This window comes from Blastococcus sp. SYSU D00922, from assembly GCF_054050495.1.
This window is the reverse complement of the sequence record NZ_JBJGZL010000001.1, coordinates 340059-361073: the sequence shown is the minus strand read 5'-3', so window position 1 is coordinate 361073 and position 21015 is coordinate 340059. Positions and strand designations below refer to the sequence as shown.

18 protein-coding genes and 3 tRNA genes are annotated in these 21015 nt (G+C 73.4%); 5 read left to right on the top strand and 16 right to left on the bottom strand.

Annotation, left to right across the window (positions count from 1 at the left end; translation table 11 throughout):
* The first annotated feature begins 124 nt into the window (after window positions 1-124).
* Window positions 125-1372, top strand: a complete 1248-nt coding sequence (locus tag ACI78T_RS01880) for a pyridoxal phosphate-dependent aminotransferase (protein ID WP_456556392.1) — start codon at window positions 125-127, stop codon at window positions 1370-1372.
* A gap of 22 nt (window positions 1373-1394) precedes the next feature.
* Here the strand turns inward: ACI78T_RS01880 and ACI78T_RS01875 are convergent, their stop codons facing one another.
* From ACI78T_RS01875 to ACI78T_RS01835, 9 genes are all read right to left on the bottom strand, one after another.
* The gene (locus ACI78T_RS01875) at window positions 1395-2837 is read right to left on the bottom strand and encodes a M1 family aminopeptidase (RefSeq protein ID WP_456556391.1); all 1443 of its coding nucleotides are present in this window, start codon (window positions 2835-2837) and stop codon (window positions 1395-1397) included.
* Window positions 2834-3241 (bottom strand): MaoC family dehydratase, encoded by a 408-nt coding sequence (locus ACI78T_RS01870; RefSeq protein ID WP_456556390.1) that lies wholly within the window; start codon window positions 3239-3241, stop codon window positions 2834-2836. The genes ACI78T_RS01875 and ACI78T_RS01870 overlap by 4 nt, the downstream gene beginning before the upstream one ends.
* Window positions 3241-3684, bottom strand: coding sequence for an FAS1-like dehydratase domain-containing protein (locus ACI78T_RS01865; RefSeq protein ID WP_456556389.1), 444 nt, complete (start codon window positions 3682-3684; stop codon window positions 3241-3243). Before ACI78T_RS01865 ends, ACI78T_RS01870 begins: the two co-directional genes overlap by 1 nt.
* 32 nt (window positions 3685-3716) lie before the next feature.
* Window positions 3717-3881, bottom strand: coding sequence for a 50S ribosomal protein L33 (gene rpmG, locus ACI78T_RS01860; RefSeq protein ID WP_116451031.1), 165 nt, complete (start codon window positions 3879-3881; stop codon window positions 3717-3719).
* A 97-nt stretch (window positions 3882-3978) separates the two neighbouring features.
* Window positions 3979-4052, bottom strand: a tRNA-Met gene (locus tag ACI78T_RS01855).
* Window positions 4053-4099: 47 nt separating this feature from the next.
* Window positions 4100-4172, bottom strand: a tRNA-Thr gene (locus tag ACI78T_RS01850).
* A 70-nt stretch (window positions 4173-4242) separates the two neighbouring features.
* Window positions 4243-6780, bottom strand: coding sequence for a putative bifunctional diguanylate cyclase/phosphodiesterase (locus ACI78T_RS01845; RefSeq protein ID WP_456556388.1), 2538 nt, complete (start codon window positions 6778-6780; stop codon window positions 4243-4245).
* 482 nt (window positions 6781-7262) lie between these two features.
* Complete coding sequence (locus tag ACI78T_RS01840; RefSeq protein ID WP_456556387.1) at window positions 7263-9401, bottom strand: hypothetical protein; 2139 nt, start codon at window positions 9399-9401, stop codon at window positions 7263-7265.
* 2 nt (window positions 9402-9403) lie between these two features.
* A complete protein-coding gene (locus tag ACI78T_RS01835) occupies window positions 9404-9688 on the bottom strand; it encodes a hypothetical protein (RefSeq protein WP_456556386.1) in 285 nt (94 codons plus the stop codon).
* Window positions 9689-9839: 151 nt separating this feature from the next.
* Here ACI78T_RS01835 and ACI78T_RS01830 point away from each other — a divergent pair, with 151 nt between their 5' ends.
* Window positions 9840-10271, top strand: a complete 432-nt coding sequence (locus tag ACI78T_RS01830; protein ID WP_456556385.1) for a pilus assembly protein TadG-related protein — start codon at window positions 9840-9842, stop codon at window positions 10269-10271.
* Window positions 10272-10321: 50 nt separating this feature from the next.
* On the opposite strand, the gene ACI78T_RS01825 is transcribed toward ACI78T_RS01830, so the two are convergent.
* Window positions 10322-10403: transfer RNA gene (locus tag ACI78T_RS01825), tRNA-Tyr, on the bottom strand.
* Window positions 10404-10494: 91 nt separating this feature from the next.
* Here ACI78T_RS01825 and ACI78T_RS01820 point away from each other — a divergent pair.
* A complete protein-coding gene (locus ACI78T_RS01820) occupies window positions 10495-10986 on the top strand; it encodes a YajQ family cyclic di-GMP-binding protein (protein ID WP_456556384.1) in 492 nt (163 codons plus the stop codon).
* Window positions 10987-11003: 17 nt separating this feature from the next.
* Here the strand turns inward: ACI78T_RS01820 and ACI78T_RS01815 are convergent, their stop codons facing one another.
* The gene (locus ACI78T_RS01815) at window positions 11004-11453 is read right to left on the bottom strand and encodes an iron chaperone (protein ID WP_456556383.1); all 450 of its coding nucleotides are present in this window, start codon (window positions 11451-11453) and stop codon (window positions 11004-11006) included.
* A gap of 94 nt (window positions 11454-11547) precedes the next feature.
* The gene (gene htpX, locus ACI78T_RS01810) at window positions 11548-12423 is read right to left on the bottom strand and encodes a zinc metalloprotease HtpX (RefSeq protein ID WP_456556382.1); all 876 of its coding nucleotides are present in this window, start codon (window positions 12421-12423) and stop codon (window positions 11548-11550) included.
* Between the two features lie 174 nt (window positions 12424-12597).
* Between htpX and ACI78T_RS01805 the strand changes: the two genes are divergently transcribed.
* On the top strand, window positions 12598-14556 hold the full coding sequence (locus ACI78T_RS01805) for a 2-oxoacid:acceptor oxidoreductase subunit alpha (protein WP_456556381.1): 1959 nt from the start codon (window positions 12598-12600) through the stop codon (window positions 14554-14556).
* Window positions 14553-15644, top strand: a complete 1092-nt coding sequence (locus ACI78T_RS01800) for a 2-oxoacid:ferredoxin oxidoreductase subunit beta (RefSeq protein WP_456556380.1) — start codon at window positions 14553-14555, stop codon at window positions 15642-15644. The genes ACI78T_RS01805 and ACI78T_RS01800 overlap by 4 nt, the downstream gene beginning before the upstream one ends.
* 6 nt (window positions 15645-15650) lie before the next feature.
* Here the strand turns inward: ACI78T_RS01800 and ACI78T_RS01795 are convergent, their stop codons facing one another.
* The 4 genes from ACI78T_RS01795 to ACI78T_RS01780 are packed head-to-tail and all read right to left on the bottom strand — an operon-like array spanning window position 15651 to window position 21003.
* The gene (locus ACI78T_RS01795) at window positions 15651-16790 is read right to left on the bottom strand and encodes a PQQ-dependent sugar dehydrogenase (RefSeq protein WP_456556379.1); all 1140 of its coding nucleotides are present in this window, start codon (window positions 16788-16790) and stop codon (window positions 15651-15653) included.
* A 15-nt stretch (window positions 16791-16805) separates the two neighbouring features.
* Window positions 16806-17882, bottom strand: coding sequence for a polyprenyl synthetase family protein (locus tag ACI78T_RS01790; RefSeq protein ID WP_456556378.1), 1077 nt, complete (start codon window positions 17880-17882; stop codon window positions 16806-16808).
* A complete protein-coding gene (gene nuoN, locus ACI78T_RS01785) occupies window positions 17882-19432 on the bottom strand; it encodes an NADH-quinone oxidoreductase subunit NuoN (protein WP_456556377.1) in 1551 nt (516 codons plus the stop codon). Before nuoN ends, ACI78T_RS01790 begins: the two co-directional genes overlap by 1 nt.
* Window positions 19429-21003, bottom strand: coding sequence for an NADH-quinone oxidoreductase subunit M (locus tag ACI78T_RS01780; RefSeq protein WP_456556376.1), 1575 nt, complete (start codon window positions 21001-21003; stop codon window positions 19429-19431). Before ACI78T_RS01780 ends, nuoN begins: the two co-directional genes overlap by 4 nt.
* Window positions 21004-21015: the final 12 nt, after the last annotated feature.

The window sequence follows — 21015 nt, the reverse complement described above, 5'->3', positions numbered from 1 at the left end:
CGTCCTGCCGGGCCCGCCCCTCCGACGGGTCCCGGCCCCTCCCCACGTGCGGTTCCGGTGCGGTTCCCGGCGGATCTCCTCACACGACGTCGTCGCGGCCCGTCGACTTTGACACGATGGGGGCATGACCGCCGTCTCCTCGGAGTCCGCCCCGTCCGCCGCCCCCTCGGGCCAGAGCCGCATCTCGCGCCGCATCGCCGCGATCAGCGAGTCGGCCACGCTGGCCGTCGACGCGAAGGCCAAGGCGCTCAAGGCCGCGGGCAAGCCGGTCATCGGCTTCGGCGCGGGCGAGCCGGACTTCCCGACGCCGGACTACATCGTCGAGGCGGCCGTCGCCGCCTGCCGCCAGCCCGCCATGCACCGGTACACCCCCGCGGGCGGCCTCCCCGCGCTCAAGGAGGCGATCGTCGCCAAGACGGCGCGCGACTCCGGCCTGCAGGCGACGCCGGCGAACGTCCTGGTGACCAACGGCGGCAAGCAGGCCGTCTACGAGGCCTTCGCCGCGCTGCTCGACCCGGGCGACGAGGTCCTGCTGCCGGCGCCGTACTGGACCACCTACCCGGAGGCCATCAAGCTGGCCGGCGGCGTGCCCGTGCCGGTCGTGGCCGACGAGCAGAGCGGGTACCTGGTCTCGGCGGCCCAGCTCGAGGCGGCCCGCACGCCGCGGACCAAGGTGCTGCTGTTCTGCTCGCCGTCCAACCCGACCGGCGCGGTCTACCCGCCCGAGCAGGTGGAGGAGATCGGCCGCTGGGCCCTCGACGCCGGCCTCTGGGTGCTCACCGACGAGATCTACGAGCACCTGACCTACGGCGGCGTGACCGCCCCGTCGATGCCGGTGGTCGTCCCCGAGCTGGCCGAGCGGTGCGTCGTGGTCAACGGCGTCGCCAAGACCTACGCCATGACCGGCTGGCGGGTGGGCTGGATCCTCGGCCCGACCGACGTCGTCAAGGCCGCCACCAACCTGCAGTCGCACGCGACGTCGAACGTCGCGAACGTCTCGCAGGCGGCGGCGATCGCGGCCCTGACCGGCGACCTGTCGGCGGTGGCGACCATGCGGGAGGCGTTCGACCGGCGGCGGCAGACGATCGTGTCGATGCTCCGCGAGATCCCCGGGGTCGCCTGTCCGGAGCCCCAGGGCGCGTTCTACGTCTACCCGTCGGTCAAGGGCCTGCTCGGCCGGCCGATCGCGGGACGGACGGCGGAGACCAGCGTCGAGCTCGCCGAGATCATCCTCGAGGAGGCCGAGGTGGCCGTCGTCCCGGGCGAGGCCTTCGGGACGCCGGGCTACCTGCGGATGTCGTACGCGCTCGGGGACGAGGACCTCGTCGAGGGCGTCTCCCGGATGCAGCGGCTGCTCGGCTCGGCCGGCTGAGGCCCGGCTCGGGGCGCAGCCCTCAGCGCGGGGCGTCGTCCTCGCCGAGCGCCTCGGCGCCCTCGAGGACGTCGAGCGCGGCAGGCAGGTCGGCGAGGGCGCGGTAGAGGTCGGTCGGGGTGGCGATGTCCCACGCCGTCGCGTCGACGTAGCAGCGGATCGCCGCCGCGAACGGCTCCTCGCCGGCGGCCCGCTGCGCCTGGAGCAGGGCCGCGCCGCCCTTGTCGTAGACCAGGCGGAAGTAGCGGAGGGAGCTCTCGTACTCCGCCATGCTCGCGCCGACCGGGCCGGGCAGGGTCAGCGCCTCCTCGGACACCAGCCCCGACCCCGGGTCCACCGTGGCCTCCGCCCAGGAGGCGAAGGCCTCGTCGAGCCAGGGGTCGCGGAACTGGGAGTTGCCGACCATCCCGTAGAACCACTGGTGCGCGACCTCGTGCACGAGGACCTGCGGGCTGGGCGTCGCCTCGAGGATCATGCTCGGGTACTCGATGCCGCCGCCGAAGTCGGGCAGCAGCGCGACCGACAGGGTGTCGTACGGGAACGGGCCCAGGAACTCCTCGAGGGCGCCGATCGCGTCGACGGTCCACGTGCTGAAGAGCTCCCCGGGCACGTCGCCGTCGGGCAGCACGCCGGTCGTCACCCGCGTCCCGCCCGGGGTCGTCGCCTCGGTGGTGGTGAACGGCCCGGCCGCGACGCCGACGTCCCGCGCGACCGGCTCCCGGGAGGTCCACGTCCGCCGGCCGTCGCGCGGCGCCGAGGGCTCCGCCTGCGCCCCCGTCATGAGCACGGTGAGGTCCTCGGGCGCGGAGACGGTGACGGTCGTGTCGGCGGCGGGGCTCGACGCCGTCTCGCCGCTGAGGGGCACGAACGGGTCCCTCGCCCAGCCGACCCCCGGCTCCCACGCCAGCAGCGGCGCCCCGCTGGCCCACCAGGACGCCGGCCCGTCGACCCCGACCCGGTCGAACGTGCCGGTGCCGAGGGTCAGCGTGAAGTCCAGCGACACCTCGGTGGAGTCCCCCGCCTCCAGCTCGTCGTCCAGCTCCACGACGTAGAGGCCGCCGGGGTCGTTCGCGCCGGCGGCCTCGTACCGGCCCTCGGCGACGTCGTCGCCGCGGACCGCGTCGACCACCAGGCGGTTGCCGGCCGGCGCGGAGTCGGGGCCGTTGGGCACGAGCCGGAACACCAGCTCGCGGACGTCCAGGTCGGGGGTGAAGACGACGGTCTCGGTGCCGGTCACGGTGCGCCGGTCGTCGGCGAGCGCGAAGTCGAGGTCGATCTCGGGCCGGTCGGGGTCGGGCTCTGCCCGCTCGGCCGGGCAGCCCGCCTCCTCCTCCTCCGCCTCCGGTGCGGCGGTGGGCGCGGGCGGTGTCGGGGTGGCGGGCGCGCTCACCGTGTCGGCGAACGAGGTGCAGCCGGTCGCGAGCAGCGCCGCGACGACGGCGACGGCGAGCCGCCGTGCGGTCATGCCAGGCGCACGATCGCGCGGGCCAGGGAGAGCACCTTCTCCCCGCCGCTGGTGACGGTGAGGTCCACGCGGGCGCGATCGTCGTCCAGCAGCGCTGCGACCTTGCCGCGCACGGTCACCTCGGCGCCCTCGTCGTCGTCCGGGACGACGACGGGCCGGCCGAAGCGGACGTGGTGCTCGACGAGGGCCGCGGGATCGCCGGTCCAGGCGGTGACGGCGCGGCCGGCGAGCGCCATGGTGAACATGCCGTGCGCGATGACGCCCGGCAGCCCGACCGCGGTGGCGGTGCGGTCGTTCCAGTGGATCGGGTTGAAGTCGCCGGAGGCGCCGGCGTAGCGCACGAGGTCCGCCCGGGTGACGCGGAAGACCTGCTCGGGCAGCTCGGTCCCGACCTCCACCGCCATCACTCCCCCCGGGCCACGAGCATCGAGGTGGCGGTGCACACCGGCTCGCCGTCCTCGGTGGCGAGGTCGACCCGCGCGGTCAGCATGTCGTTGCCGGCCACGGTCCGGGCCGCGTCGATCGTGGTGGTGGCGACGAGCCGGTCACCGGCGCGGATCGGCCGGTGGTGGGCGAACCGCTGCTCGCCGTGGACCACCCGGGAGTAGTCGATGGCGACGTCGGGGTCGTCGAGCACCACCATGGCGGCCTCGAGGCTGACCACGATCGCGAAGGTCGGCGGCGCGATGACGTCGGGGTGGCCTGCGGCGCGGGCGGCCTCGACGTCGCGGTGGACCGGGCTGTCCTCACCGACGGCGGTGGCGAACTCGGCGATCTTCGCCCGGCCGACCTCGTAGACGGCAGAGGGCGGGTAGCTGCGCCCGACCAGTTCCCGGTCCAGCGCCATGCTCCCGCCCTCGGCTCAGCTGTCCGCGCGCGTCAGCGCGTCTCGCGGTGCAGCGTGTGCTTGCGGTCCTTGGGGCAGTACTTCATCAGCTCGAGCCGGTCGGGGTCGTTCCGCCGGTTCTTGCGGGTGATGTAGTTGCGGTTCTTGCACTCCTGGCAGGCCAGGGTGATCTTCGGACGGATGTCGGTCGCTGCCATGAGGAGTGCTCCTAGCCTTGTGGTTCCCCTCCGGCGGCTGCCGGCGAGGTGTTCCTGACGTGCGGACGGACCCCGGGCGTGCGGGGTCCGTCGGGAGTAGCGGTGACCGGACTTGAACCGGTGACACAGCGATTATGAGCCGCTTGCTCTACCAGGCTGAGCTACACCGCCGGGATGACCGTGCGGCCCGGTCTCGCGACTGGACCGGCTGGTCACAGAGCCCCTTTACGGAATCGAACCGTAGACCTTCTCCTTACCATGGAGACGCTCTGCCGACTGAGCTAAAGGGGCGTGCTCGAAGAGCCGTCGAGAACTGTACCTGACCGGTGTCGTGCCGTCGGGCAGGGGGTTCGGCGGGTGGTCAGGTGCGGACGAACAACCTCCGGTGGGTGGCCCCCGGCGCGGCCTTGCGGACGCCCGTCCGGGCCAGCAGCCAGCTCTCCAGGCGGTCGTCGGGCAGCGGCCGGCTGACCAGGAAGCCCTGCAGCTTGTCGCAGCCCATCTCCGCCAGCAGGTTGCGGGTCAGCTCGTCCTCGACGCCCTCCGCGACCACGCGCAGGCCCAGGTTGTGGGCCAACTCGATGATCGACCGGGCGATGAACGACTCGCCCTGGCTCGTCGACATGCCGAGCACGAAGGACTTGTCGATCTTGACCTCGTCGATCGGCAGCTGGCGCAGCTGCGACAGGGACGAGTAGCCGGTCCCGAAGTCGTCCATGGACAGCCGCAGGCCCAGGCCGTGGAGATCGGCCAGGACGGTGCTGTCGCGGACTGAGTCGTCGACGACGCTGCCCTCGGTGAGCTCCAGGGTCAGCAATTCCCCGGGGACGCGGTGCCGTTGGAGGGCGCGACGCACGCGCGCGACGAGGTCGGGCTCGGTGAGGCAGTGCACCGAGAGGTTGACCGCGACCGACAGCGCGATGTCCTGGTCCAGCCAGCGCCGGCAGCGGGCGAGCGCGAGGTCCAGGACGTGGTCGGTGACCGCGCCGATGCGACCGATCTGCTCGGCCAGGTGGATGAAGTCGTCGGGGGCGATCGAGCCGTAGCGCGGGTGCGCCCACCGGACCAGCGTCTCCACCGACACGATGTCGGAGGTCTGCGCGTCGATGATCGGCTGGAAGACGACGCTGATCTGGCCGTCGGCCATCGCCTGCTCGAGCTCGGTGCCCAGCTGGAGGCGGCGCAGGCTCTGCTGGTCCAGCACGGGGTGGTAGCTGGCCACGCCACCCGAGTCGGCGGCGGCCAGGAGCGCGACGTCGGCGCGCTGCATGAGCATGCCCGAGTCCGTGCCGTGCACCGGGGCGGCGGCGACGCCGATGGTCAGCGTCACCTCCAGGTCCAGACCGGCCACCCGGGCCCGCGTGGAGGCCGCCTCCCGCAGCCGCCGCGCGGCGCGCTCGGTGGCCTGCAGGGAGAGCCCGGGCAGCAGGACGGCGAACTGCTCGCCCTCCATCCGCGCGAGCAGCGCCGACGGCGGGGCGTGCTCGCGCAGCAGGCCGGCGGTGACGAGCAGCAGCTCGTCGCTGGCCGCGTGCCCGAGGGTGTCGGTGACGTCGGTGTAGTTGCCCAGCGCCGCCAGGATCAGCCCGGCCCGCGCGGTGACCGGGTCGGCCGACAGGAGCTGGTCGATCTCGGCCGCCAGCCGCTGCCGGTTGGGCAGCCCGGTGAGCCGGTCGTGGTCGGCGTCGTAGCGGATCTGGGTCAGCAGCTGCTGGTGCCGGATGGCCGCGTTGACGTGCGTGAGCATCGAGTCCAGCGCGGCGCTGTCGCTGTCGCCGAAGGAGATGATGTCGCTGCGCCGGTCGCAGACCTCGAGGTAGCCCGGCTCCCCCGCGGCGGTCATGACGGCGGCGCCGAGCAGGTCGGAGACGCCCCGCCGCACGAGCGCGGCGGCCTCCTCGTCGTCGGCCCGGCTCAGCGAGACGCGGACCGGACCGTCGGTGGACTCGACGGCGCGGCGGCGGAACAGGTCGTCCGGGTCGCCCGGGCCGTCGTACCAGACGGCGCCGTTCTCGGCGACGACGACGAGGCGGGGCTCCTCGTCGAGGTAGGGCGGCAGCCAGAGCGCCACGCGGTCGGCGTTGAGCAGCTCGCGCACGGCTTCGACGATCTGCCGCGTGCCCGACTCGTCGGGCGGGACCTGCTCCACCCGGCGGGCGAAGTCGTAGACCCGCTCCACGCTGTGGCCCTCGCGCGTGACGGCGGCGAAGCGGCGGTAGAGCAGCGCGAGCGCCACCAGCAGGGGGGCGATGAGCAACCAGACCCACGGGCTGACGCTGACCAGCAGCAGGACGGCCAAGCCCACGATGACGGCGACCGGGCTCACCATGAGGACCGGGATGAACAGCGAGGTCCAGAGCGCCCGACCCGGGTACCCCTGGGTGGCGGTGATGGCGGCGGCGATCAGGCCGACCCCGACGACGGTGGCGACCACGACGGCGACCAGGTACGCCAGCCAGGTCCGCGGCTCGGAGATGTCACCGGCGGGCAGCACCCGCAGCACGCCGACGGCGATGCAGACCTCGAGGACGACGAGGCTGACGTTGAACGCGGCCTTCGGCGGGGCGTACCCCTGCGCGAGGCCGACGAGCCCGACCGCGATGGCCCAGGCGACCGCCGTCCAGGCCGGCCCCACCGCGGCGAGCGCCATGACGAAGGCGATCTCGCTGGGCGACCAGGCGAAGGTCTGCCGGCGGAACTCGAAGTCGACGTTGAAGGACTCGGCGGCGACCAGGCCGACGAAGGCCGCGATCAGGAGGACGGGCTCGACGGGCCCGGCCAGCGGCGGGAGGACCCAGAGAGAGATCGGGATCGCGACGGCGAGGCCGATCCAGGCCACGCTCCAGGGGTTGCGGAGACGCAGCGACCGCGACGGCGCTCGGTCCTGCTGCTCGGCCACTCGTACCTGCATTTCCCCTGGGAAGTCGGGCGCGCCGAGGCTAACAGCGAGGCGCCCCCGCGCAAGGCTCGACGGCCCCGTCGGGTGAGACGGGTCGCGGGGCCGCGGGACGGGGCGACACCCAGCGGGGCGCCCCGTCCTGCGCGGGAACGATCGGGCCGATCAGGCCCACTTGCCTCCGCGGGCCCACTTGCCACCACGCGCCCACTTGCCACCGCGGGCCCACTTGCCACCACGGGTCGAGACGGAGATCTGCACGCTGCTGCTCACGATTGCCTCCCAGGCATGACTGACTGCGACTTGCGGCAGCCACCTACGCGCGGGGGCAGAGCGTCGTTCAGTACGGACCGCGCTGGAGACATTGCTTCCCGTCACCCGCTCGGACAAGCATCGAAGATCACGACCGGGTGAACGCATGTCGCGTCGTCGCTCTGCGTGATCACAGTTCCACGAGCGGTCACCAGTTCGAGTGGAAAACGATGTCAGCGGCTCCCGGGCAGGAAGTCGGAGACGCCGGCGCCCCGCGTGGCGCGGTCCTTGTACTCGTCGAGCAGCCGCCCACCGAAGAGGTCGCCGGCGAGATCGGACGTCGCCGCGGCGTAGTCGCGCGGGACCGAGTCCGGGGCCTCGGGGGCGCCGAGCGCCCCGGCGGCGCGCCGGAACGACGCCTCGGCCTGGGCTTCGACGGCGGCGGCGCGGCCGGCCAGGTCCGGCGGCAGCGCCGCGAGCGCAACGGCCGCCGCGTCGTCCTCGTCGAACCGCAGGCCGCGGTCCGGCCCCACCTCGTAGGACCCGTCCATGCCGAGGAGCAGCGGACCGTAGGCGGCCACGACGTCGGCGACCAGGCCGACCGGCTTGGCCGGCGCGTACGAGACCACCTCGAGCAGCAGGCCGGCCGTCCAGTCCCACAGGGCGGCCTTGTCCTCCGCCTCGTCCTGGATCTCGAAGCCGTCCATCGCGTGGGTCAGCCGCTGCCCGTACTCCTGCACGGCCAGGTAGGCGGCCGGCACGGCGACGGCGGGGAGCGGTTCCCACCGGCTGCTGCCCGCGAGGTCGTGCGGCTGCGCCGTCGCCCACCCCGCCAGGGCCTGCTCCACGGTCGCCGCGGCCTGCCGGTCCACGGTGACGTAGCCCAGGCCCTTGAGGAGGTCCCCGGCGTCCTCACCACCGTTCTCGGTCGCGACCGACGACAGGGCGCCGGCCACGAGGTCCACGTGGGCGGACGCCGCGGCCGCGAGGTCCCGCGACACCCCCTCGGCCACCTCGCGGTCGAGCACCCGGTCGTCCGGGTCGCCCGCGACCAGGCCCGCGCCGATCGTCTCCAGCCCGGCCCGCACGGCGCGCTCGCCGGCGGCCCCCGCGTCGCCCCCGGCGAGGCGCACCACCTCACCGAGCGCCGCGCCGTCGTCGCCCCAGAACCGGCCGAGGGCGGCCTCCCAGACCTTCCCGTCCCCGAGCAGGGCAGCCGCGGCGCCGGCGTCCCCGCTGCGCGCCAGGGTGCCGACCGCGACGGCGGCCGGGTCGCCCGCCTCGCCCCTCCGGCCCCAGCCAGTCACCGTCATCCCGGCGGGAGTCCCCAGGTTCCGCTCGCGCAGGAGCAGCTGCCGCGCCCACTCCGCGACGGTGCCCGCCCGCGGCCCACCCGACCGCTCCCCCGCGACGAGGACCGCGGCCATCCCGATGGCGACCGCGTCGGCGCCGGCGTCGTCGGGCCGGACGTAGGTGGCCCCCAGCGCCGCAGCGACACCGTCTCGTGGGTGGTCGCCCGGTACCGCGGCGCCGAGCGCGGAGGCCAGCAGGCCCGCCACCGGGTCGTCGGCGGCCTCCGCCGGGTCCCACCCCAGCGCGACGAGCAGGCCCTCGACCCCCTCGGCCCCCAGCCCGCGGACCAGCGTGGTGGCGAAGGCGGGGCTCCCCGCGTACGCCGCCGCCTCGGCGGCGAGCGCCGCGCGCTCCGGCGGCGTCAGCGGTCCGCCCATCAGCCTGGCGGCCAGCTCCACCCCCCGGGCGGCCAGCTCCGGGTGCCCCCAGCCGGGCAGCTCCGCGGCCAGGTGGGCGAGGACCCGCCCGCCGTCCCCGGGGCGCCCGGTGCCCCCGACCGGGCGGCCGGCGTCGGCGAGGGCACGGGCGGTGGCCGCGGCGTCGTCCGCGAGCTCCTCGAGCAGCAGCCGGTGCCTCCGGCGGCGCCGCGCCTCGGACGCCTCCACCTCGGCGACGACCCCTGTCCAGGCCGGCGCGCCGGTCATGACGGCGAGCTGGGGGTTCTCGACGTCCCCGAGCCGCTGCCACGCCGCACGGAAGTCCTCGTCCTGCTCCTCGCGGAGCGCGGTGACCTCGCGGCGCGTGTCCCGGAGCAGCTCCCCGTGGGTGCTCAGCCGGCCCGTCGCGGAGAGCACCGCGTCGGCCGCCGCCCGCGCGATCCCGGCGACCCGCGCCAGCTCGGCCGTGGCGGCCGTGGCGTCGGCGCCCAGCCAGCCGGGTGCCGACGCCGCCGGGCCCGCGAGGCTGTCGGCGAGCCCGGCGAGCCGCAGCCCCGCACCCTCGACGTCGCGCACGAGGTCGTCGACGGCGGACGGGTCCCCCGGGGGCAGCTCGAGCGGCGCCTTGTCGGGCATCTGCACGCTCACTCCGCCACCGCCCGGCCGCGCGAGGCGAGCAGTCCCCGGTCGAGCGCCAGCCACGAGTCGGCGACGGCGTCGACGGTGCCGCCGAGCCAGCCGAGCTCGCCGGCCAGGGCCCGGCCGGCGGTCCGGTGGCAGTCCAGGAAGGTCTCCACGGCCGGCTGCAGGGTCTCCCCCACGTCACCCGCCCCGTCGAGGCGCGGAGCGATCTCCTCGGCGTGCGCGGCCGCCGCGCGCAGGGTGCCGGCGAGGGCGTGGACCTCGGCGGCGGGCATCTCGATGGACATGGGCGGAGTCTGGCGCCGGTGCCGGACCGCGCGCGGGCGTCGTCCACAGGTCCCCCCGCACGCGCAGGTCGCCACCCGATCGGGTGTCCACAGTGTCCACAGATCCTGTCCACAGGCCGTGGACAACTCCGCCCGCACCTACGCTGCCCCGGTGCGGCACGGCCAGCGGGACGGGGAGCGGGGCTCGACCCTGCCGTTCGTGCTGGTCTGCTGGACGGTCGCGGCGCTGATGGCGTTCGGTGCGATCGCCGCCTCCGACGCGTTCCTCGAGCAGCAGGAGGTCCAGTCGGTCTGCGAGGGCGCCGCGCTGGCCGCGGCCAACCGCGCCGACGAGGCCGCCGTGTACAGCCGGGGCGTGGGCGGGGAGCTCCCCCTGACCCGGGCCACGGCGCAGGCCGCCGTCGCCGACCAGCTCGCCGACGGTGGGACGGCGCTGGACTCCTGGTCGGCGGAGACCGACGGCGCCGAGGTGACGGTCCGCTGCACCCGCTACGTCGAGATCGCCTTCGGCTGGCTCTTCCTCGGCGGCGAGCCGCTCGAGCGCACCGCCACCGCGAGCGCCCGCGCACCGACGCTCCCCTGACATGCGAACGGCCCCCGACCTGGAGAGGTCGGGGGCCGTCGTACCGGGCGTGGCGGGTGAAGGATTCGAACCTTCGTAGGCTAAGCCGACGGATTTACAGTCCGCTCCCATTGGCCACTCGGGCAACCCGCCGTGCGGTGGTACCGGAGCAGCGTACAAGAACGGTGGACGGCGTCCTCGGAAACCCCCCGGGCCGCCGTCCGCCCAGCGGAAGGGAACAGCCATGGCCGACTCGTCTTTCGACGTCGTGAGCAAGGTCGACCGCCAGGAGGTCGACAACGCCCTGAACCAGGCGGGCAAGGAGCTGTCGCAGCGCTTCGACTTCCGCGGGACCAACGCCTCCATCGCCTGGGCCGGCGAGGACGGCGTCACCCTGCAGGCCGACACCGAGGAGCGGGTCAGCGCCGCCCTCGAGGTCTTCAAGGAGAAGCTGATCAAGCGCAACATCTCCCTGAAGGTCCTCGACGCCGGTGAGCCGCAGGCCTCGGGCAAGACCTACAAGATCGGCGCGCGGATCAAGCAGGGCATCGAGTCCGACGTCGCGAAGAAGATCGCCAAGCTGATCCGCGACGAGGGGCCCAAGGGCGTGCAGGCGCAGATCCAGGGCGACCAGCTCCGGGTCAGCGGCAAGAAGCGGGACGACCTGCAGGCCGTCCAGCAGCTGCTCCGCGGCGCCGACCTCGACGTCGCCCTCCAGTTCGACAACTACCGCTGACGCCGCCGCCCCGGGGGTCAGGAGACGGCCGCGGCCATCAGGGCGGCGACCTTCTCCTCGACCTCCGGGGTCCAGGCGACGAGCGCGTACGACACCGGCCACATGTCCCCGTCGTCCAGCCGGGCGGGGTCCTGGAACTCCAGGGTCGAGTAGCGCTGGCCGAACTTGCCCGCGTTCTTGAAGGCGACGACCACCTTGCCGTCGTCGTCCGCGTAGGCGGGCATGCCGTACCAGGTCCGGGGTGCGAGGTCGGGGGCCGCGCCCGTCACCGTCACGTGCACCCGCTCGGCCAGCGCCCGGTCCTCCGGGGCCATCGCGGCGATGGCGTCGAGCAGCGCCTGCAGCCCGTCGGCCTTCTTCGCGCCCTTCCTGCCCTCGGCCCGCAGTTCGGCCGCACGCGCCTTCATGGCGGCGCGCTCCTCCGCGGAGAAGCCGTCGGTCTGGTGCGGCGTGCTCGTCGCGGTCATGGCTCGTGCCTTCCTACGTCGGAGGGGTTCTCGACGCAGGACGCTAGGCCCTGGAGAGGGCCGGGAGCTTCTCGATTCCTGACCGGTCGTCGCGCTACCGCTGGCCGAGCTCCCGCGCCAGCGCCTCCAGCCGGGCGATCCGCTCGGGCATCGGCGGGTGGGAGGCGAACAGCGACGCCATCCCCTGGCCGCGGAACGGGTTGGCGATCATCAGGTGGCTCTGGGTGACCAGCCGGTCGTCCTGGGGCAGCGGCAGCGCCGTCGTCCCCCGCTCGATCTTGCGCAGGGCACTGGCGAGCGCGAGCGGGTCCTGCGACAGCACTCCGCCGGACTGGTCGGCCTGGAACTCCCGGCTCCGGCTGACCGACATCTGGATGAGGCCCGCGGCGATCGGACCGAGGAGGACCAGGAGCAGGCCGCCGAGGGCGTTGCCGCCCCCGCGGTCGTCCGAGCGGCCACCGAACAGCGAGGCGAACATCGCCATGTGCGCCAGGTACGTGATGACCGTGGCCATGGCGCCGGCGACGGAGCTGATCAGGATGTCGCGGTTGTAGACGTGGGAGAGCTCGTGGGCGAGGACTCCGCGCAGCTCGCGCCGGTCGAGCAGCTCGAGGATCCCCTGGGTCACGCAGACCGCGGCGTTGCGCGGGTTGCGGCCGGTGGCGAACGCGTTGGGCTGGTTGGTCGGGCTGACGTAGAGCCGTGGCACGGGCTGGCGCGCCTCGGTCGCCAGCTCGCGGACGATCGCGTAGTACTGCGGCGCCTGCGTCTCCGTGACGGGGAAGGCGCGCATCGCGCGCAGGGCCAGCTTGTCGCTGTTGAAGTAGGCGAAGCCGTTCACGCCGAGGGCGACCACCAGGGCGACGAGCAGCCCACCGCGGCCACCGACCAGCCCACCGACGGCCAGGATCAGCCCGCCCATCGCCCCCAGGAGGACGGCGGTCTTGAGTCCGTTGTTCCAGCGCTGCACGCCCGGTCCAACGCCGCGCCGGAGGGCGCCGTTCCCCGCGCCGGTGCGACCTCTCCCCCGTCGGAATGAGGAACGGCGTCGTCCTGTTAGGGCACCCGAAGAAGGTCGTGTCCGGATCCACATCCCGGCCGCGCGCGCACGCACGTAACCTCGGCCGGTGGAGGTACACCACTCATGACTGCGATCGAACGGCCCGAGACGGCCCCCAGCTCGGCGCCCGGCGGGCTGGTGAAGAGCGTCGTCGAGCTCGACCGCGTCGTCATCCGGCTCGCCGGCGACTCCGGCGACGGCATGCAGCTCACCGGCAACCGGTTCACCAGCGAGACGGCGAGCTTCGGCAACGACTTGTCGACGCTGCCCAACTTCCCCGCCGAGATCCGGGCGCCGACGGGGACCCTGCCCGGCGTCAGCTCCTTCCAGCTGCACTTCGCCGACCACGACATCATGACGCCGGGCGACGCCCCCGACGTCCTCGTGGCCATGAACCCGGCGGCCCTGAAGGCCAACCTGGCCGACCTGCCCGGCGGCGGCCTGCTCATCCTCGACTCGGACGAGTTCACCCCGCGCAACCTGGCCAAGGTGGGCTACGCGACCAACCCGATCGAGGACGGCTCGCTCGAGGGCTGGCAGACCGTCAGCGTGCCGCTGACCTCCATGACCCTCGACGCGCTCGCCGACTCGGGCCTCGGCAAGAAGGAGGCCGAGCGCTCGAAGAACATGTTCACGCTCGGCCTGCTCTCGTGGATGTACCACCGGCCCACCGAGGGCACGATCCGCTTCCTCGAGCGCACCTTCCGCCGCAAGCCCGAGATCGCCGCCGCGAACATCGCCGCCTTCCGCGCGGGCTACAACTACGGCGAGACGACGGAGGCCTTCGCGGTCTCCTACGAGATCAAGCCCGCCCCGATGGCGCCGGGCCGCTATCGCAACATCTCGGGCAACCAGGCGCTCGCGCTCGGGCTCGTGGCGGCGGCGCGGCGCTCGAAGCTGCCGATGTTCCTCGGCGCCTACCCGATCACGCCGGCCTCGGACATCCTCCACGAGCTGTCCAAGCACAAGGCGTTCGACGTGCGCACCTTCCAGGCGGAGGACGAGATCGCCGGCATCGCGTCGGCGATCGGCGCCTCCTTCGGTGGCGCGCTCGGCGTGACGACGACGTCCGGCCCGGGCGTCTCGCTCAAGTCCGAGGCCATGGGCCTCGCGGTGATGACCGAGCTGCCCCTGGTGATCGTCGACGTGCAGCGCGGTGGCCCCTCCACCGGCCTGCCGACCAAGACCGAGCAGTCGGACCTGCTGCAGGCGATGTTCGGCCGCAACGGCGAGGCGCCGATCCCGGTGATCGCGCCGCGCTCCCCCGGCGACTGCTTCGACGCCGCCATGGAGGCGTGCCGGATCGCGCTGGCCTACCGGACGCCGGTCATCCTGCTGTCCGACGGCTACCTCGCCAACGGCGCCGAGCCGTGGGCGATCCCGGACGTCGAGGACCTGCCCGACCTCAGCACCGTGGTGGACTTCGCGACCGAGCCCAACGGCGAGGACGGCGAGTTCCTCCCCTACCTGCGCGACGAGGAGACCCTGGCGCGGCCGTGGGCGATCCCGGGCACCGCGGGGATGCAGCACCGCATCGGCGGCCTGGAGAAGGCCGACCGGACGGGCAACATCTCCTACGACCCGGCCAACCACGACTTCATGACCCGCACGCGGCAGGCGAAGGTCGACGGCATCGCCGCGTCGATCCCGCTGACCGACGTGGACGACCCGGACGGGGACGCCAACGTCGCCGTCATCGGCTGGGGTTCGACCTACGGGCCCATCGGGGCCGCCTGCCGGCGGATCCGCCGTTCGGGCCGCAAGGTGGCGCAGATCCACCTGCGGCACGTGAACCCCATGCCTGCCGACCTGGGCGAGGTGCTGCGCCGCTACGACCGGGTGATCTGCCCCGAGATGAACCTCGGCCAGCTCTCCCTGCTGCTGCGGGCCAAGTACCTGGTCGACGTCGAGAGCCACACCCAGGTCCGCGGGCTGCCCTTCCGGGCCGCGGAGCTGGCCGCGGTGATCCAGGAGGTCATCGACCGCACGAGCGAGCCGGCCGCCGCGCAGCTGAGCGAGGCCGGGAACGGAGCACAGCAGTGACCACCGTCGAACTCGGGATGCCCGCCGAAGGCCCGATCGCCGACGCGATCGCGCACTCGGTCGACGCCCACGGCCCGAAGCTGACCGAGCTCAAGGCCAAGGACATGAAGACCGACCAGGAGGTGCGCTGGTGCCCCGGGTGCGGTGACTACGTCATCCTCAACGCGGTCCAGAGCTTCCTGCCCAGTCTCGGGATCGCCCGCGAGGACATGGTCATCGTGTCCGGCATCGGGTGCTCCTCGCGCTTCCCGTACTACATGAACACCTACGGGATGCACTCGATCCACGGCCGCGCCCCGGCGATCGCGACCGGCCTGGCCGCCTCGCGTCCGGACCTGTCGGTGTGGGTCGTGACCGGGGACGGCGACGCGCTGTCGATCGGCGGCAACCACCTGATCCACGCGCTGCGCCGCAACGTCAACATGACGATCCTGCTGTTCAACAACCGGATCTACGGCCTGACCAAGGGCCAGTACTCCCCCACCTCCGAGGTCGGGAAGGTCACCAAGTCCACGCCGATGGGCTCGCTCGACCACCCGTTCAACCCGGTGTCGCTGGCCATCGGCGCCGACGCCACGTTCGTGGGCCGGGCGATGGACTCCGACCGCAAGGGCCTCACCGAGGTGCTGCGGCAGGCGGCGGAGCACAAGGGCACGTCGCTGGTGGAGATCTACCAGAACTGCAACATCTTCAACGACGGCGCCTTCGAGCTGCTCAAGGACCCGGCGACCGGCACCCAGTGGTCGATCCCGCTCGTCCACGGGGAGCCGCTGGTCTTCGGCCCGGACGGCGCCTCGTGCGTGGTGCGGGACGACTTCGGCGGCCTGCGGATCGCCGAGACCAACCAGGTCGACGCCTCCGAGATCGTGGTGCACGACGCGCACCGCGAGAACCCTGCCTACGCGTTCGCCCTGTCCCGGCTCTCCAGCCAGGACCTGCGGTACACGCCGATGGGCGTCTTCCGGTCGGTCGAGAAGCCGACGTACGACGCGATGATGGCCGAGCAGCTCGACGTCGCCCGCGTGCAGGAGCCGGGCGACCTCGACGCGCTGCTGGCCGGCGGCGACACCTGGACCGTCGAGGCCTGACGGACCTCAGGGGCGGGGAGCGACCCGGAGCAGCCGGTCCTCCCCGCCGCCGTTGTCGGTGGTCACGTAGAGGGCGCCGTCGATGCCCTGCGTGAGGCTGCGGATCCGGCCCTGCTGCGCCTCCAGCTCGGGCAGCCGGAACTGCTCCTGGACGGCGCCCGCGTCGTCGAGCCGCAGCGCCAGCACGCCCTGAGCCTTGAGCAGGGCAACGAGCAGCAGGCCGTCGTAGGCACCCCACTCGGAGCCGGTGACGAACGTGGCCCCGCTGGTGGCGAGCGTCGGCTCCCCCGACGACCACACGGCCGCGACGGCCCCGTCGATCGCCGGATCGGTCATCGGCACGCTCTCGTCGTAGCTGCCGCCGCCGTCGGGGTCCCAGCCGTAGTTGCCGCCCTCGCGGAGCAGGTTGACCTCGTCGTCGCGGTCGGGCCCGTGCTCCACGGAGAACACCTGGTCCGTGCCGGGCCGCACGGCCAGGCCCTGCACGTTGCGGTGCCCCAGCGTCCAGATCTGCCGCTCCCCCGTGGCGGGGTCCACGCGCAGCACCTTGCCGCCGAGCGACCGGGGGTCCTGCGCGACGGTGCCGTCGGCGGTGTCCCCCGTGCCCACGAACAGCGTGCCGTCCGGTGCGAACGCCAGCCGGCAGCCGCCGTGCCGTCCCGAGCGCTCGTTCAGCGGCAGCCCGCCCACGAGCGGGTCGGCGACCCGGGTGGCCGACGACCAGTCGCCGGTCACCGTCCAGGCGACGACGACGATCTCGCCGTCCCGGCTCCCCTGGCAGCTGTAGAACCGGCGGCTCTGGGCGAAGCCCGGGTCGAGCGCCAGACCCATCAGGCCGGTCTCGCCGTCCGCGAAGAGGTCGCCGAGGTCCGCCGCCACGTCCCGCACGCTCCCGTCCGGCAGGACGGCGGTGAACCCGCCGGCCCGCTCGTCGACGAGGAGGGTGCCGTCGGGCGCCTGGACGACGTCCCAGGCGTGGTCGAGGCCGTCGGTCACGACCGCCACGTCCAGCGCCGGGGCGGCCGCGGGGGCAGGCGCCGACGACGCGGCGGGCGGCGTGCCGGAGGACGCGGGCGGATCGCTGACCGCCGGATCGGTGCACCCGGCCAGCAGGGCGAGCGCGAGGGCGGCGACGAGAGGACGCACCGCCCCAGGATGCCGTCAGCTGGTGCGGGTGACCACGTAGTCGCAGAGGGCGGAGAGGGCGTCCCGGACGTCGCCCGCGGGAACGCCCGCCAGCCGCGCCCGGGCCCGGTCGGCGTACTGCGCCAGGACCTCGTTGGCGCGGGCCAGCGCGGCCGACGACCGCAGGAGGGCGAGCGCCTCGGCGTGCTCGGCGTCGTCGGTGACGGGGCGGGCGACGAGCTCGCGGAGCCGGGCGTCGGCCGGGTCGTCACCCGCGAGCGCGAACAGCACCGGCAGGGTGGCGATGCCCTCGCGGAGGTCGGTGCCGGGTGACTTCCCGGAGGCGCCGTCCTCGCTCACGATGTCGAGCAGGTCGTCCGACAGCTGAAACGCGACGCCGACCTCCTCGGCGAAGGCGGTGAGCTCGGCGACGAGCGCCGGGTCGACGCCCGCGAAGCTCGCCCCGAACCGGGCGGAGGTGGCCACCAGCGAGCCGGTCTTGTCGGCGAGGACGTCGAGGTAATGGGCGACGGGGTCGACGCCGGGCTCCGCGCCGACGGTCTCCCGGATCTGGCCGGTGACCAGCCGCTCGAAGGTCTGCGCCTGGATCCGGACCGCCTCGGGCCCGAGGTCGGCGAGCAGGTCCGAGGCCCGCGCGAAGAGCAGGTCGCCGGTGAGGATCGCGATGCTGTTCGTCCAGCGGCTGTTCGCGCTGGGCGCCCCCCGGCGGACGACGGCCTCGTCCATGACGTCGTCGTGGTACAGCGTGGCCAGGTGGGTCAGCTCGCAGACCACCGCCGACTCGGTGACCCCGGACGCCTGCGGATCGCCCAGCTGGGCGGCCAGCAGCGCCAGCATCGGCCGGAACCGCTTGCCACCGGCCGACATGAGGTGGCCGGCCGCCTCCCGGATGAAGGCGTGCTCGCTGCCGACGGCCTCGACCAACGCCGCCTCGACCCGTGCCAGCCCGTCGGCCAGCGCGGCGCCCAGCTCGCCCTCGGGCAGCCAGGGCCCGATGGTCGACGCGGGGGTGGAGATCCGGCGCTGCAGCTGGGGGCTGCCGCCCTGGACCTGCAGGTTGGTGCCCTCGACTGCGGCACGGGCTCCGGTCATCAACCGACGAATCTAGCCGCCTGCTCGGCGAGGTCGAGCACCGACCCGGGCACGATGCCCAGCGCCAGCGTCGCCGTGGCGGTGATCGCCAGGACGACCGTGGTGGGCAGACCGGGGACGCCGACGGTCGGGCCCTGGCCCGTCTCGGCGCCGGCGGGCGGGGAGAAGTACATGAGCACGATGACCCGCAGGTAGAAGAACGCCGCCACGGCGCTGGCCAGGAGCGCGACGACCACCAGCGGCCAGGCGCCGTTCTCGATCGCCGCCCGGAACACCGCGAACTTGCCGGTGAAGCCGGCGGTGAGCGGGATGCCGGCGAGCGCGAGGAGGAAGAGGGTCATCACCGCGGCGACGAGCGGGGACCGCGCCGCCAGGCCCGCCCACTGCGACAGGTGCGTCGCCTCGCCGTCGCCGTCCCGGACGAGGGTGAGGACGGCGAAGGCACCGATCGTGGTCAGGCCGTAGGTGAGCAGGTAAAACATCGTGGCCGCCAGGCCCGAGCCCCCGCCGTCCGCGCCGAGACCGATGACGCCGGTGAGGAGGAACCCGGCGTGCGCGATCGAGGAGTAGGCGAGCATCCGCTTGAGGTCGGTCTGGGTCAGCCCGAGGACCGCCCCGACCACCATCGACACGATGGCCACCGCGTAGATCAGCGGCCGCCAGGTCCACTCGGCGGTCCCGAAGGCGACGTAGAGCAGCCTGAGGATGGCGCCGAACGCGGCGACCTTGGTGCAGGCCGCCATGAACGCGGTCACCGGTGTCGGGGCGCCCTGGTAGACGTCCGGCGTCCAGGTGTGGAACGGCGCGACGCTGGCCTTGAACAGCAGTCCGACGACGAGCAGCGCCAGGCCGAGGACGAGCAGCAGGTCGGTGCCCTCGGCCAGCGACGCCGAGCGGATGTCGGCGAGGCGGACGCTGCCGGTCGCGCCGTAGACGAGGGCCAGCCCGTAGAGGAAGAACGCCGAGGCGAAGGCGCCCAGCAGGAAGTACTTGACCGCCGCCTCCTGCGAGAGCAGCCGGCGCCGGCGGGCCAGGCCGCTGATCAGGTACAGCGGCAGGCTGAGCACCTCGAGGGCGACGAACATGATCAGCAGGTCGTTCGCCGTGACGAACAGCATCATGCCGCCGATGGCGAAGGTGGCCAGCGGGTAGACCTCGGTCTGCACGCGCGGCACGGTCAGCAGCTCGCGGTCGCGCGGGCTGCCGGCGGGGACCGCGGCCGAGACGACGAACGCCGACCGCGCCGGGTCCAGCGACCGCTCGGCGAACAGCAGGAGCGCCAGCGCGCCGAGCCCCGCGATGGTGGCCTGGAGGAACAGCCCCGCGCCGTCGACGGCCAGCGCGCCGCCGGCCGTCACCTCGCGGGTGCCGGCCAGCAGCAGCGTGCTCACGAAGGCCCCGAGCGTGCCCACCAGCGCGACGGCGACCTGCACCGGGTGCCGGGTGTCGCGCGGCCAGAACGCCTCGACCAGCACGCCGACGCAGGCCGCCCCGAGGACGAACAGCAGCGGCGCGAGCGCGGCGAAGGAGAGGTCGGGAACCTCGATCACTGGTCGATCCCTCCGAGGTCGCTCAAGGTGGCGCTGACGGCCGGCTCGATGAGGTCGAGCAGCGGCTGCGGGTACACGCCCAGCACGATGATCAGGGCGACGAGCGGGGCGACGACGCCGAGCTCGCGCCGGCTGAGGTCGGCCACGCGCAGCGTGCGGGTGGGCGCGGTGAGGGTGGCCGTCGCGCCGCCCTCGCCGGTCACCGGCACGGCCGGGTCCTCCCGCAGCAGCACGCCGCAGGCCGGGCCGTGCATCGTGCGCTGGTACATCAGCAGGATGTAGAGCGCGGCCAGGATGATCCCGGCGGTCGCGATGATGGTGAAGACCGGCTCCTCGGGGAACGAGCCGATCAGCACCAGGAACTCGCTGACGAAGCTGTTGGTCCCGGGCAGCGCCAGCGAGGCGAGGCCGGCCACGAGGAACGCGCCGGCCAGCAGGGGAGCCTTGGCGGCCACGCCGCCGTAGTCGCCGATCTGCCGGGAGCCGCCGCGGGCGATCAGCATCCCGACGACGAGGAAGAGCAGACCCGTCGCGATGCCGTGGTTGACCATGTACAGCACCGCGCCGGTGGCCGCCTCGGTCGTGAAGGCGAAGATCCCCAGCGCGATGAAGCCGAAGTGCGAGATCGACGTGTAGGACACCAGCCGCTTCATGTCGCTCTGCCCCATCGCGAGCAGCGCCGCGTAGAGCACGCCGATGACCGCGAGCACGAGGACGAACGGCGCGAAGAAGCGCGAGGCGTCGGGGAACAGCGGAAGGCAGTAGCGCAGGAAGCCGAACGTGCCGACCTTGTCGAGGACGCCGACGAGCAGCACCGCGCCGCCGATCGGCGCCTCGGAACCGGAGTCGGGCAGCCACGTGTGGAAGGGCACCAGCGGGGCCTTGATGGCGAACGCGATGAAGAACCCGAGGAACAGCAGCTTCTGCACGCCCGGGGTGATCTCCAGCTGGCGCAGCGCGTCGAAGGCGAAGGTGCCCTGGCCGAGCTCGCTGTTGCTCACCACGTAGAGGCCGATGACGGCGGCGAGCATGACCAGCCCGCCGACCAGGCTGTAGAGGAAGAACTTCACCGCGGCGTACTGCCGGCGCGGGCCGCCGAAGCTCCCGATGATGAAGTACATCGGGACGAGCATCGCCTCGAAGAAGACGTAGAACAGGAAGACGTCGGTGGCGGCGAAGACGCCGACCATCATCGCCTCGAGCAGCAGCAGCCAGGCGAAGTACGCCTTCATCGACCGGGCGCCGGGCAGCTCGTCGCCCCACGACGCGGCGATCACGATCGGCACCAGGACGCCGATGAGCAGCAGCATCACCAGCGCGATGCCGTCGACGCCGAGGGCGAAGGAGACGCCGAAGTCCTCGATCCAGGTCCAGGAGCTGGTCAGCTGGAAGCGGTCGCCGCCGGTGTCGAAGGCGATCGTCGTCAGCACGGCCAGCAGCAGGACGACGAGGCTCACGCCGAGCGACACCTGCTTGGCCAGGAGGTCGCGGTCCTTCGGCAGCGCCGCGACGGCGGCCGCCCCGATCGCGGGGATCGCGATCATGAGCAGCAGGAACGGCAGGTCGCTCACTGGACGCCCTTT